Here is a 13,114-nt window from a genome sequence, read left to right on the forward strand (position 1 = left end):
TGAACAGAGCGGGAGGAAGTGTAGGCGTTGGCACATGTGGTATACTGAACCATGATAGTACCCAGCACGCTTGCGGCGGTGACGTGGCAGCGAACCAGGCTGGGTCCTTTTTTATGCCGATCAAGCCCTTTCTATCCATCGATGATCAGGTCGCCCATTTAGAGAACATGGGCTTTGAAATAGAGGATCGCAGTTTTGTGGCTTTGTGCCTTGCGGAAACTAACCATTATCGCATTCGTGCGTATTGGATGACGTTCGAGCGCGATGGCGTAATTATTCCGGGGACTTCCTTTGCGATGGTCTGGCAAATCTACCGGTTTGACGAGGCGCTTCGCCTATGGCTATGGAAGCAGATTGTGCCTCTTGAAATAAAGGTACGGACTCAGTTTGCTTATTGGATGGCAGAATCCTGTGGGCCGCTTTCATATTGCGAGGCGCATTTCTTTGCCAATAAAAATAAACATGCCGTGTCAATGAAAGCGTTTGAGCGTGAGGTTTCCCGCGCGTAAAAGGACGAAGTGCCCTGCGTTGTTCACAATCTCCAGAAGTATGGCCAGCTTCCTGTGTGGGCGGCCGTTGAAATCATGTCCATGGGGCTTGTGTCTTCCCTTTTCGGCAATGTGAATAGGGACTCGGGCAGTGCATCATTGGCTGCTTCCGAGAATATGTGTGCTGCATTTGGTGTGAAATACCCGCTCCTTAGAAGCTGGCTGCATCATCTTACGAATGTTCGCAACGTCTGCGGGCACCATGGCCGCTTTTATAATCGCATCATGAGGGTGCGTCCGAGAATGCTGCGCCGGGATCGGCAGTATGCTTGCGATAAGGAGTTCCCCACGTTTCTTGTTCTGAAGAGGCTATACGAGAGCTCGTGGCCGGAGCGTTGGGATGGCGCTCGAAGGGAGTTGACCCGCCTCATCGACGAATATTCCGATGTCGACTTGAATCCCATGGGATTTCCTGAAGACTGGCGGGAGATTCTTGGGGAGTGCGGCGCGTCCGATTCTTCGTGCTAGCTTGAATGGCTGGCATGACAGTTTTCTCTTGCGGAAAAGTAGAAAGTGAAATAAACCTTCGGTACAGCTGCGATGATACCTTGTTGCCGCGTAAGGGAATTCCTTCAGGTACGCTGGGGTGACGGGCGACGCACCGTTTTTGTTTTGTACTACGTGAGGAACCTTTGGAATGGGTGGGGCGATGGATTTAGATATGCCGGCGACGACTCCCGGCGCCCTCTACGCCGTGGGAGTGGGGCCGGGGGATCCGGAGCTCATGACGCTCAAGGCCGTGCGTGTGCTCGAGAGCTGCCCGGTTGTCGCTGCCGTGTATTCGAGGGGCGGGCGTCCTCGGGGCTCCGAGGCCTCGGCGCGCTCCGGTGCGACGACGGCGTTCGACATCGCGCGGCAGGTCGTTGACCTGGGCGGCAAGCGCGTCATCGAGCTGACGTTTGCTATGTCGCGTGACCCTGAGGTGTTGCGCGCAAGCCATGCCGCAGCGGCGGAGGCCGTGTGCGCCGAGCTCGCCGAGGGCCGTGACGTTGCAATGCCCATTCTGGGAGACCCGAGCATCTACTCGACGTTTCACCACATAAAGCCGCTCGTCGAGGCCGCAGACTTCGAGACGCGCATCATCCCTGGCGTGCCGAGCTTCTGCGCAGTCGCTGCGACGCTCGGTGCCAACCTCACCCCGTCCATGGACGCGCCGCTGCACGTGCTGCCGGCGGGCTATGTCGACATGCGTGCCGCACTCTCCCTACCTGGTGGCAAGGTCTTCATGAAGGCGGGCCGTAGCCTCGACGCCCTTTCCGACGCCCTGCGCGACGAGGGCCTGCTCGACCGCGCGGGCCTTGTGCGCGACTGTGGCCTGCCAACGCAGGCTGTCGTCCCGGACCTTTCCGATGAGCGGGCACGCGGCGAAGCAGCGGGCGGTTACTTCACGACCGTCGTGGTGAGGTGATCGTGCGCGTGGACGAGCTGCAGCTGCTTCCTGACGAAGACTTCATGGCATCCGAGTCGCTCCCCGGCGCCCTGCCGCCCGATGCCATTCGCACGCGTGCCGAGTTCTCTGAGCTCGTGCGCCGTCTCGCCGAATGCCCCAGCGAGAGGACGCCGGAACAGAACGCCCGCTTGGACGACTATATCAGGCGTTGCACGGCTGCTGGCCCACATGCTGCCGCCCCCAAGCGGCTCGCCTGCATCGCGTTTACGGCGCGGGGTGAGCGCCTGGCCCAGCGCGTTGTGGAGGGCCTCGTGGGAATGCGACGTACTAGCGGGGACGGAGACACGTTGGGCGGTGCGGGCGTCGCGCCTGACGAGGTGGCTGCACTGGGTATGCATGGCGCAGACGTGGACTGCCCACCTCATTTTGAGAACTCTGACAGTACGGGGCACACCGCGCCTGCGGAACGTTGGCTTGCTTCCGTATCGCGGGGTTCGGGTCCGGGCAAGGAGCCGCTGGGCCCCTGGACGGAGTACCATTTCGCTCACGACGATGCCCTGCTGTTCGTGGGCGCGGCGGGCATTGCGGTGCGAGCCATCGCCCCGCATGTGCGCTCCAAGGCGTCCGACCCGGCTGTTCTCGTGATGGACGAGGCGGGCACATGGGTCGTTCCGCTGCTCTCGGGCCACATCGGCGGCGCGAACCGGCTGGCTTTGCGCATCGCCCAGCTGGCGGGCGCCCAGCCTGTGCTCACAACTGCCACCGATGTGCGGGGCATGTGGGCCGTCGATGAGTGGGCGGCCCAGCGCGGTCTTACCATTGCCAACCCGGGCGCCATCAGGGCCGTCTCGGCGAAGCTGCTTGCGGGCGGCACCGTGCGCCTGTACTCAGACGTAACGCTTGCCGATGAGCTGCCCGCGCATGTCGAGCTTGCCGACGCGCTTCGGGATGCCGATGTCGTGATTTCGCCGTTCGCTTTCTCTGCGAATCGGGACGAGGCGCCTTCTCCATTGCACCTTATCCCGCGCGTCATCCGTGTGGGCATCGGCTGTCGGCGGGGCGTCTCGGAGGCGCAGGTTGAGTCCGCGTGGCGGGAAGCGCTGGACGTGTTGGTGCAACGGGGCGCCGGCGTGCTTGACGAGCGGTCGGTCGCTGGCGTCTACTCCATCGACCTCAAGGCGCACGAGCCGGGGCTGCTCTCGTTCTGCACACGTCACGGCTGGTCTCTGACGACGTACTCTGCAGGGGAGCTCGCTGCAGTTGAAGGCATGTTTACGGGCTCGGACTTCGTGCGCGACGTCACGGGCGTCGACAACGTGTGCGAACGGGCGGCTCAGCTTGGCGGGGCCTGGCCGGTTCTTCCTAAGCAGGCACACGACGGCGTGACCGTTGCACTGGCTCGTGCCGACATCACTCTGACGTTTGGCGATCCCCTGGTTGTGCATGCGGGCGAGATATGCGAGAAGGAAGGTTCGTCTCTATGAGCGAGACGGGATGCGTGCACGTGGTGGGTTTGGGGCCGGGAGACGCAGCCGGCATGACGGCGCAGGCTGCGGAGACGCTGACCTCAGCGGATATCATCGTGGGCTACACGGGCTACGTTGCCTTGCTCGGCGATCTCATCGCTGACAAGGACGTCATCTCGACGCCGATGCGCCGCGAGGTTGATCGCTGCCGAATGGCGCTCGAGCGGGCAGCTGCGGGCGCCGACGTTGCGCTCGTGTGCTCGGGTGACGCGGGCATCTACGGCATGGCGGGGCTTGTGCTCGAGCTCGCACCTGACTTCCCCGGCGTTACCGTCGAGATCGTCGCCGGTGTCTCGGCAGCCCAGAGCGGTGCCGCGCTGTTGGGGGCGCCCCTGGGCCACGATTTCGCGACGATCTCGCTCTCCGACGCGCTGACGAGTTGGGACGTCATCGAACGTCGCCTGCGTGCGGCGGCCCAGGCTGACTTCTGCCTCGCGCTCTACAACCCACGCAGCCACCATCGCCCCGACCATCTGCGTCGCTCCGTCGCCGCCCTGATCGACGCGGGAAAATCTGCCGAGACGCTGTGCGGGTGGGCGTGCAACGTGGGACGCGATGGTCAGGCCTACGGCACGTGCTCGCTGGCGGAGCTCGCCGATCTCGACGCTGACATGTTCACGACGGTGTTTGTGGGCAATGCCGACACGCGTCTCGTCAATGGTCGCATGGTGACGCCGCGTGGCTACCGGGGCGTGGACGAGCGGGCCACGTCGGGAGGCGTGGGGTCTTGCGCGAGTGAAACGTGTGCCGGGGGAGGAACTCAGCAATGAGAGATGGCAGATTTGAATGCGGGGGAACGGTATCTGCCGATGCCGCAAGCCCCTTCCCGCAGGCTGACGAGGCGGCTTCTCCCGACGCTTCTCGCCACATCGCCATCGTCGGCATGGGGCCAGGCGACCCCGACCTTTTGACGGTGGCTGCCGTCCGAGCGCTCAAGCGGGCGCAGCTCATCGTCGGAGCGCCTCGCTTGCTCGATGCGCTTCCAGAGGGTTGCGCCGCTCAGCGCGTTTCGGCCGTCTCGACGCAGGCCATCGTGGAAGCCCTGGCCATGGACGCCGGCGATGGATGCACGTGGGAGCGGGCCGTCGTCGTCATGAGCGGAGACATCGGCCTGTTCAGCGGGGCGCGCACCTTGCCTGAGCGCCTGGCCTGCGAGCTTCCCGGTTGCGAGATATCCCTTATCCCTGGCATCAGCTCGCTGCAGTTGCTTGCGGCGAGGCTTGCCCGGCCGTGGCAGGACTGGCGCATCGCGAGCGCCCACGGCGTCGCCTGTGACGTTGTCACCCAGGCTCGCGAGGCCTGGCGAACCGGTGCCTCGCTGTTCCTCGTGACCGGCGGCGCGACGAAGGCCCACGACCTGTGCGCGCGGCTCGCCGAGGCGGGCCTGGGCGCAGCGCGCGTCTCCGTAGGGGAGTGCCTGGGTTACCCCGAGGAACGGCTCATGCAGGCCAGCGCTGCGGAGCTGTCGTGCGAGACGTTCGACAGCCTCGCCGTCATGCTCGTGGAGGCGCTCCCCGATGGCGAGGGAATGCCGGATGTCGCCTGGCCATGGGAGACGCCGGGCATCCCTGACGAGGCGTTTGTGCGTGGATCCGTCCCGATGACGAAGCAAGAGACGCGCGTCGTCGCCCTCGCCAAGCTGAGGCTGCGTGCGGATGACACCGTGTGGGACGTCGGCGCCGGGACGGGGTCCGTCTCGGTCGAGGCGTCCCTTATCGTGCGCCGAGGGCACGTTTGCGCCGTCGAGCGCAACGCCGATGCCCTTGCGCTCATTCGGGAGAACGCCAAGAAGTTCGGTTGCTCCAACATCGAGGTCGTCGGAGGTGAGGCGCCGGCGGCCCTCGAAGGGCTGCCCCGACCTGACGCCGTGTTCGTCGGTGGGTCGGGCGGCGAGCTTGATGCCATCTTGGAGCAGGCCCGTGCGACAAATCATGCCGTGCGCGTTTGCGTCGCCTGCATCACGCTTGAGACGCTTGCCGAGGCGACGCGTCTGCTGGCAGGGCCGGGCTGGGCGGCTTTTGAGGCATGCCAGGTCAGTGTGGCACGCTCCCAGGAAGCCGGAAGCTACCACCTGATGCGCGCCCAGAATCCCGTCTACCTCGTGAGTGCACAGGGGGTGTTGCCTGCATCGGCCGCCTCCGGTGCCTGCGGGTCTGATGTGGACTACCCGGATGGGCTCGCCTCATGAGCACCTCCGTCCCGCGCCTCATGATCGCTGCGCCCGCGAGCGGCTCCGGCAAGACGACGCTCACGTGTGGCTTGGTGCGCCTGCTTGTGGATGAGGGCTTGCGACCGACGGCGCTCAAGTGCGGCCCCGACTACATAGACCCGCAGTTCCACCGACGCGTCTCCGGCGTGCCGGGCGGCAACCTCGACACGTACTTCACCGATGCGCCCACGTGTCGTTCGCTTCTCGTTCGCGCAGCTCAGGGATGCGGTATCGCCGTGCTCGAAGGCGTCATGGGCTACTACGATGGCATCGTGGGCGGAGGCACGACGGCCAGCAGCTACGACGTCGCCCGCGCCACGTCGACGCCTGTCGTGCTCGTGCTGAACGCACGCGGCGCCTCGCTTACACTGGCGGCACTCGTCCACGGCCTGGCGACGTTTCGCCCCGACGCCAGCATCGCAGGCGTCATCCTCAACGACTGTTCGCCGAGCCTCTGCGCCCGACTGCGCCCCGAGCTCGAGGCAGAGACGGGCGTACGCGTGCTGGGCTGCCTGCCCCGAGACGAGCGGTTTTCCTTCGAGAGCCGCCATCTGGGGCTCGTGGGTGCTGCCGAGATCGCGGACCTGCGCGAACGCATCGGGGCCCTTGCTGCGACGCTGCACGAGACGCTTGACGTCGACGCGTTGCTGGCTATCGCCCACTCTGTGCCCGAGCTCGATGCCCCGGCGTATCGGAGCGCGCCACTCGTTCCCAAGGGGGCGCCTCGACCCCGCATCGCCGTGGCGCGTGACGAAGCGTTCTCGTTCTACTACGACGAGAACCTGCGTATGCTCGAGGATCTCGGTGCCGAGCTCGCGTTCTTCAGCCCGCTGACAGACGCCGGTCTGCCGGAGAGCTCGTGCGGGCTCTACCTGGGCGGAGGCTATCCCGAGCTCCACGCGCGCGAGCTGGCCGAAAACGCGGGCATGCGCGAGGCCGTGCGCATCGCGGCTCAGCGGGCGGCTGCCGGCGGGGCGCCCGTGCTGGCGGAGTGCGGCGGCTTCATGTACCTGATGCGCGAGCTTGTCGACGCCGACGGGATCGCGTGGCCCATGGCGGGCGCGCTGGAAGGCATGACGCGCAACGAGGGGCGACTGCGCCACTTCGGCTACGTCGAGCTGGAGTCCGGCGTCGAAAGTCTGCTGGGTCCTGTTGGCGCGCACGTGCGGGCGCATGAGTTTCACTACTGGCATGCCGACAACGAGGGGAGTGCTTGCACGGCTCGAAAGCCGGCGGGCGCGGCTTCCGCTGGCTGGCCGTGCATGGTTGCGCAACGCACGCTGCTGGCCGGCTACCCCCACGTCTACTTCCCGGCGCACCCCCAGCTTGCCGAGAACTTTGTGCGCGCGGCTTTGGCGGCGCGCTGATGAGGACACTCGTCTACGGCGGCGCTGCCTGCGGAAAGAGTGAGTTGGCCGAACGCCTGTGTCGGCAGGGGGCCATCGGGGCGCCACTCGTTTACCTAGCGACGATGGAGCCGGACGGCGCCGAGGCCACCTCTCGCATCGCGCGTCACCGTGCCCTTCGCGCCGGGGGCGGCTTCACGACGATCGAGTGCCCCCGCGACCTCGCGCGCGTCGAGCTGCCCTCACACGCCCACGTGCTGCTCGAGTGCCTGGGCACGCTCGTCGCAAACGAGTTATATGCTCCGCCCGACTGGCACACGCGGCCGCTGACAGACGCGCTAGACGACGTTCTGCGCGGCGTAGAACATCTGGAGTCCGTGGCGGAGGGGCTCGTCGTCGTCTCCAACGACGTGTTTTGCGACGGCGTGTCGTACCCTGGTGAGACGCAGATGTACGTTGACGTACTGGCGCAAGCCAACGCCATGCTTGCGCAACGATTCGAACGCGTCGCCGAGGTAGTTTGCGGCATTGCGATCTGGCAGAAGGGAACCGGATGCGAGTGATGGGTGATCGCGGCGAACGCCCGCAGTCGAAAGAGGCGCAGGCTAAAGGCCGGCGAGATTCGCGCGAGGCCAGCGTGCCCGCCGCCCTGCGGCCCGTCGTCGTGGCGCTCTCGATGTTCTCCCGCATCCCGATGCCTACCGTTTCCTGGGATGCTGGCGCCCTGCGCTACGCCATCGCCGCCTTGCCGCTCGTCGGCGCCATCCAGGGCTTTGCAGTGCTCACCTGGTGCCACTTTGCGACGCTACTGTCGTTTCCGCAGGCTTTGACGGCCGGCGCCCTGCTTGCGTTGCCGTTTCTCATCAGCGGCGGGCTGTTCGTCGACGGCCTGGCCGACACGTCTGACGCCCTGGCGAGCCATGCAGAGCGGGAGCGACGGCTCGAGATCATGGCCGACCCGGCGTGCGGATCGTTTGCGGTGCTGACGATCGTCTGCTATGTCGTGCTGACGTATGCGCTGCTCGCGAGCGTCACGTGGGACCTCTGGATGACGCTTGGCCTTGCGCTCACGTATGTCGCGAGCCGTGCCCTGGCTGGCTGGACGGTCGTCCGCTGGCCGAGCGCTCACCCCGGCGGCCTGGGCGACACGTTCGGTGCGGGGGCACGCGGCGGAAAGGCACACGTCGTGTTGGCCGCGACGGCGGTCGTGGCGTGCGTGGGCATCGTCATAAGCTGCGAGATACCCGGGCAGGTCAGCGTCCTGGTTGGGCTGGGTTGCCTTGCCTGGTACCACCGCATGTCGCAGAAGGCGTTCGGTGGCGTGACGGGCGACACGTGCGGCTGGTTCGTGCTGACGTGCGAGCTTGTGATGCTGGCGGGGCTCGTCGTGACGAAGGCGGTGCTCGGATGATGCTCGTCGTGGGGGGCGCCAGCACGGGCAAGCGTACGTTCGCGCGCCAGGAGCTTGCGCCGACGGGAGGCTCGACCGAGTTGGATTGCGCGCAGATCGGTGCCGCGCCCCTCGAAAGGCTGCCGCTCGGCCTCAAGACGCTCGTTCTTGACGCACATGCCCTCGCGCCTGCGCTGCTGCGCCGGGATGCCGATGGCGCCGGCTGGCGCGTCGACGAGGCCACCGTAACGCGGATGGCGGAACTTCTTGCCACCTGCGCTGCTGTCACGTGGGCCGAGCAGGGCTGTGGCATCGTTCCCATCGACGCCCACGACCGGGCTGTGCGCGAGGCGGCAGGCCGGCTGGGCTGCGAGTTGGCAACGCGGGCTGATGTCGTTGTGCGCATGGCGTGCGGCATCCCGCAGGTTATCAAGGGCACGCTGCCTATGGGAGGCTCGCCGTGCCCGCGCCTTTAGCTACCGTCCTCCCGCTGCTCGTCGGCTTTGCGCTTGACCTCGCGCTCGGCGACCCGCGTCGCCTGCCGCACCCGGTCGTCGGCATGGGGCGCACGATTGCCTGGCTCGAGCCGCGCCTGCGTCGCGCCTTCCCCGACACGCCTGCCGGCCGGAGACACGCGGGCCTTGTGCTCGCCGTAGTCCTCCCGCTGGCAACACTCGTGCTGTCGGGAGGGCTCGTCGCGCTCGCAGGCCTCGCATCGCCGTGGCTCGCACTGGTCCTGCAGTGTCTCATGTGCTATCAGGCGCTTGCGACGTGCGAGCTGCGGCGCCAGACGATGGCCGTGCGCGCGCCGCTGCTCGCAAGCGACCTGCCGGCGGCGCGGACGGCTGTCTCCATGGTCGTGGGGCGCGAGACGGCTCAGCTCGACGAGGCGGGCGTGACGCGGGCAGCCGTCGAGACCGTTGCCGAGAATGCGAGCGACGGCGTCGTGGCGCCCCTGCTGTTCATGGCGATCGGCGGCGGCCCACTGGCGCTGGCATACAAGGCGGTGAACACGATGGACTCGATGGTCGGCTACAAAAACGAGCGCTACCTCGACTTCGGCCGGGCTGCGGCCCGCCTGGACGACGTGGCGAACTGGCTGCCGAGCCGCTTTGCCGCCCTGTGCTCCGTGCTCGCTGCATCCCTCGTGAGCCTGTCGGCGCCCGGTGCGTGGCGTGTGTGGCGACGCGATCGGCGCAAGCATGCGAGCCCTAATGCTGGCCAGACGGAGGCGGCGTTTGCCGGGGCACTCGGGTTGCAGCTCAACGGCGACGCCACGTACTTCGGGCATGTCGTCCACAAGCCGACGGTAGGCGATGCAACGCGGCCCATCGAGCCCGACGACATCGTCCGAGCCAATCGCCTCATGCTAGCGACGTCCGGCGTGGCGCTTGTTGCGTGCGTGGCGGTGCGAGCGGGCCTCGCGGGGCTGGCCGTCGCCATCGTGGGGGTGATCGCATGACGTCTCGCAGTGTACTTCCTGCCCACGGGGGCGACGTCGTCACGTATCGTGAGCGCTTCGGGCGCGAGCCGCTCGACTTCTCCGCGAATAGCAACCCACTCGGCATGTCACCGGCTGCTCGCATCGCTGCGGCCGACGCTCTGCACGAGGCCGATCGCTATCCCGATCCGCTCTGCCGCGAGCTGCGGGCCGCCCTTGCGACCCGCACGGGCGTTAGCGTCGACCACGTCATCTGCGGCAACGGAGCCGCTGACCTCATCTGGCGTCTCGTGCTGGCGCTACGGCCCTGCCGTGCCCTCGTGTGCGCGCCGACGTTCTCCGAGTACGAATCGGCCCTGCGCGCCACGAGCGGCGGCTCGTGCCTTGTTGTTCGCCACGAGCTATCCCGCGCGGAGGGCTTTGCCTTGACCGGGCGTCTCCTCGACGACATCACGCCTGACACGGACGTTGTTTTCCTGTGCGTCCCCAACAACCCGACGGGGCTCGTGCCACCGCGCGCCCTGCTCGAGGCGGCGCTCGCGCGCTGCGAGGAATGCGGCGCCCTGCTCGTCGTCGACGAGTGCTTCAACGGGTTTCTGCCGGACCCAGATGCCGCGAGCATGCGTGGCCTTGTCGAAGCGCACCCACACCTGCTCGTCCTCGGCGCGTTCACGAAGCTCTACGGTATGGCGGGCTTGCGTCTCGGATGGGCGCTGTGCTCAGACGAGCCCCTGCTGTCGGCCATGCGCGCCGCGGGCCAGGCCTGGCCTGTCTCCAATGTCGCGCAGGCCGCGGGCGTGGCCGCGCTGTCCGATGACGCGTTCATCGCAAAGACGCGCGTACTCGTCGCAGAAGAGCGTCCGCGGCTGGCCGAGGGTCTCAGGGCGGCTGGCTGCACGGTTTATCCCGGTCAGGCAAACTACCTGTTCTTCGAAGCCCCCGTGCCTGATCTCTGCGACCGGCTGGCCTCGCGCGGCATCCTTATCCGCGACTGTGCGAACTATCCCGGCCTGCGTCCGGGTGACTGTCGCGTGGCCGTGCGCACGCCTATCGAGAATGACGCCCTCCTGCGGGCCGTGCGTGACGCCGTCGGCGCGGGCGACCAAGGGGAGGGGGCGCCCCATGCCTAGGGCCCGCGTCATCATGGTGCAGGGTACGATGTCCAACGTCGGCAAGAGCCTGCTCGTGGCCGGGCTATGCCGCGTGCTCGCCCAAGATGGCCTAGGGGTCGCGCCGTTCAAGAGCCAGAACATGGCGCTCAACAGCGGCGTCACGCGCGATGGCCTCGAGATGGGCCGCGCGCAGATACTGCAGGCCCAGGCGGCGGGCGTCGAGCCGGACGTCCGCATGAACCCCGTCCTGCTCAAGCCGACGAGTGACGTGGGCAGCCAGGTCATCGTGTGCGGGCGCCCCGTGGCGACGATGCGCGCCGGCGAGTATTTCCGCTACAAGCGCGAGCTCATCCCCACGATTCGCCGCTGCTTCGACGGGCTGGCTGCGACCTACGACGCCATCGTCATAGAGGGGGCGGGCAGCCCGGCGGAGATCAACCTCAAGGCCGATGACATCGTGAACATGGGCCTGGCGCGTATGGTGGGGGCGCCGGTGCTGCTCGTGGGTGACATCGATCCCGGAGGCGTGTTCGCGCAGCTCTACGGCACGATGCAGCTGCTCGAGCCGCAGGAGCGTGCCCTGGTGCGCGGCCTCATCGTCAACAAGTTTCGCGGGGACGTCGACATCCTGCGCCCCGGATTGGCCCAGCTCGAGGAGCTCTGCGGCGTACCCGTGCTCGGCGTTGTCCCCCACATGCAGCTCGACCTGGACGACGAGGACTCCCTGTCCCCGCGTCTCGCTGCTCCTGGCGCCGACAGCCCTGTCCCTGTCCTCGATGTTGCCGTCATTCGGCTGCCGAGGCTCTCGAACTTCACGGACTTCGCGCCGCTCGAGCGCCATCCTCTCGTGGGCGTGCGCTACGTGCAGCACGCCTGCGACGTGGGCCGGCCCGACCTGCTCGTGCTGCCGGGAACGAAGGCGACGCTGGCCGACTTGGCGTGGATGCGCGAGCAGGGCATCGATCGCTGCGTGCAGGCGTTGGCTGGGCAGGGTACGCCGACGATCGGCATTTGCGGCGGCTACCAGATGCTCGGGGCCGAGTTGGCGGATCCCACCGGCTCCGAGGGGGCGCCTGGGGATCGTGCGCCCGGTCTTGGCCTGCTCCCGGTGACGACGGCGTTTTCTCGCGAGAAGCACCTCGGCCTCGTGAGCTCGTCGCTCGGGCGGGTGCCCGGGTTCTTTTCGTGTCTGGAGGGCATCGGTCTCGAGGGTTACGAGATTCACATGGGGGAGACGACGCAGCTCTCGGGCGGCGATGCCTGCGTCGCGCTCTTCGCGAGCCCGTCGGGGGACGCTTCCTGTGCGCCGCATGTCGTCGGCCTCGTGCGTGGCGATGTGCTCGGCACCTACTTGCACGGCTTCTTCGACGCCCCCGGCGTTGTCGAGGCGCTGGTCGACGCCCTGCTCGCGCGTCGTGGCCTTCCTCCGGCAAGCACCACCGTCGAGCCGGCGTCCATCCACCGCGAGCGCGAGCTTGACCGCCTTGCCGCGGCTCTGCGCGCCAGCTTGGACATCTCCGCCGTTCGGCGCATCCTTGAAGAGGGCGCTGCCACTTCGACCCGATAACTCGATCGGAGATCACATGCTACACGTGTACCACGGTGACGGCAAAGGCAAGACGACGGCTGCGATGGGGCTGGTGTTGCGGGCGCATGCGGCCGGATGGCCCGTGCTCGTCGTACAGTTTCTCAAGGATGGCACGAGCGGCGAGGTGCGCGAGCTCATGCGTCTGCCGAGAGTGCGCGTGTTGCATGACGAGCCGCCCGTCACGTTCACGTTTCGCATGACGCCCGAGCAAAGGATCGCGTCGAAGGCCGTGCACGATGCCAACCTGGCTTGCGCCCTTGATGCCGCGCGCTCTGGGGAAGCCCAGCTCATCGTGCTGGACGAGGTGCTGGACGCCCTCAACGCGAGCCTTCTGGACGAGACGGCTCTGCGCGAGCTCGTGCGTTTAGCTTCCGGCGCCCAGAGTGGCCCCGAGCTCGTCATCACGGGACGCAACCCGGCGCCCTGGATACTTGAGGCTGCCGATTACGTGACCGAGATGCGCAGTGTGCGCCATCCCTACGAGCACGGCGTTGCAGCTCGTGCCGGCGTGGAATACTGAGGGCGGAGAGCTGGGCGAGGCCGAGAGGACGCATGCATGCCTGA

General features: G+C 66.9%; 14 protein-coding genes. All 14 read left to right on the forward strand.

What is annotated here, in order from left to right:
* Positions 1–83: 83 nt before the first annotated feature.
* The 14 genes from KHZ24_08350 to KHZ24_08415 all read left to right on the forward strand — a co-directional run bounded on the left by KHZ24_08350 (position 84) and on the right by KHZ24_08415 (position 13,070).
* Positions 84–509, forward strand: coding sequence for an Abi family protein (locus tag KHZ24_08350; GenBank protein ID MBS5451203.1), 426 nt, complete (start codon positions 84–86; stop codon positions 507–509).
* 9 nt (positions 510–518) lie between these two features.
* Positions 519–1,016, forward strand: coding sequence for an Abi family protein (locus tag KHZ24_08355; protein MBS5451204.1), 498 nt, complete (start codon positions 519–521; stop codon positions 1,014–1,016).
* Between the two features lie 193 nt (positions 1,017–1,209).
* The gene (gene cobI, locus KHZ24_08360) at positions 1,210–1,956 is read left to right on the forward strand and encodes a precorrin-2 C(20)-methyltransferase (protein ID MBS5451205.1); all 747 of its coding nucleotides are present in this window, start codon (positions 1,210–1,212) and stop codon (positions 1,954–1,956) included.
* Positions 1,957–2,330: 374 nt separating this feature from the next.
* Entirely contained in the window at positions 2,331–3,422 is a 1,092-nt protein-coding gene (locus tag KHZ24_08365; protein ID MBS5451206.1) for a cobalamin biosynthesis protein, read from the forward strand.
* Positions 3,419–4,234 (forward strand): precorrin-3B C(17)-methyltransferase, encoded by an 816-nt coding sequence (gene cobJ / locus KHZ24_08370; GenBank protein ID MBS5451207.1) that lies wholly within the window; start codon positions 3,419–3,421, stop codon positions 4,232–4,234. Before KHZ24_08365 ends, cobJ begins: the two co-directional genes overlap by 4 nt.
* Complete coding sequence (gene cbiT / locus KHZ24_08375) at positions 4,231–5,652, forward strand: precorrin-6Y C5,15-methyltransferase (decarboxylating) subunit CbiT (protein ID MBS5451208.1); 1,422 nt, start codon at positions 4,231–4,233, stop codon at positions 5,650–5,652. The genes cobJ and cbiT overlap by 4 nt, the downstream gene beginning before the upstream one ends.
* A 20-nt stretch (positions 5,653–5,672) precedes the next feature.
* Positions 5,673–7,040, forward strand: a complete 1,368-nt coding sequence (locus tag KHZ24_08380) for a cobyrinate a,c-diamide synthase (GenBank protein MBS5451209.1) — start codon at positions 5,673–5,675, stop codon at positions 7,038–7,040.
* A complete protein-coding gene (locus KHZ24_08385; GenBank protein MBS5451210.1) occupies positions 7,040–7,582 on the forward strand; it encodes a bifunctional adenosylcobinamide kinase/adenosylcobinamide-phosphate guanylyltransferase in 543 nt (180 codons plus the stop codon). The genes KHZ24_08380 and KHZ24_08385 overlap by 1 nt, the downstream gene beginning before the upstream one ends.
* On the forward strand, positions 7,573–8,430 hold the full coding sequence (locus tag KHZ24_08390) for an adenosylcobinamide-GDP ribazoletransferase (GenBank protein MBS5451211.1): 858 nt from the start codon (positions 7,573–7,575) through the stop codon (positions 8,428–8,430). Before KHZ24_08385 ends, KHZ24_08390 begins: the two co-directional genes overlap by 10 nt.
* 233 nt (positions 8,431–8,663) lie before the next feature.
* Positions 8,664–8,885, forward strand: a complete 222-nt coding sequence (locus KHZ24_08395) for a bifunctional adenosylcobinamide kinase/adenosylcobinamide-phosphate guanylyltransferase (protein MBS5451212.1) — start codon at positions 8,664–8,666, stop codon at positions 8,883–8,885.
* Positions 8,886–8,899: 14 nt separating this feature from the next.
* The gene (cobD, locus tag KHZ24_08400) at positions 8,900–9,871 is read left to right on the forward strand and encodes a cobalamin biosynthesis protein CobD (GenBank protein MBS5451213.1); all 972 of its coding nucleotides are present in this window, start codon (positions 8,900–8,902) and stop codon (positions 9,869–9,871) included.
* Positions 9,868–10,980: an aminotransferase class I/II-fold pyridoxal phosphate-dependent enzyme gene (locus tag KHZ24_08405; GenBank protein ID MBS5451214.1), complete on the forward strand. Its 1,113-nt coding sequence runs from the start codon at positions 9,868–9,870 to the stop codon at positions 10,978–10,980. Before cobD ends, KHZ24_08405 begins: the two co-directional genes overlap by 4 nt.
* Positions 10,973–12,529: a cobyric acid synthase gene (locus tag KHZ24_08410; protein MBS5451215.1), complete on the forward strand. Its 1,557-nt coding sequence runs from the start codon at positions 10,973–10,975 to the stop codon at positions 12,527–12,529. Before KHZ24_08405 ends, KHZ24_08410 begins: the two co-directional genes overlap by 8 nt.
* Positions 12,530–12,545: 16 nt before the next feature.
* Positions 12,546–13,070: a cob(I)yrinic acid a,c-diamide adenosyltransferase gene (locus KHZ24_08415; GenBank protein ID MBS5451216.1), complete on the forward strand. Its 525-nt coding sequence runs from the start codon at positions 12,546–12,548 to the stop codon at positions 13,068–13,070.
* The last annotated feature ends 44 nt before the right edge of the window (positions 13,071–13,114 follow it).

The sequence above is a fragment of the Coriobacteriia bacterium genome (genome assembly GCA_018368455.1).
GTDB lineage: Bacteria > Actinomycetota > Coriobacteriia > Coriobacteriales > UMGS124 > JAGZEG01.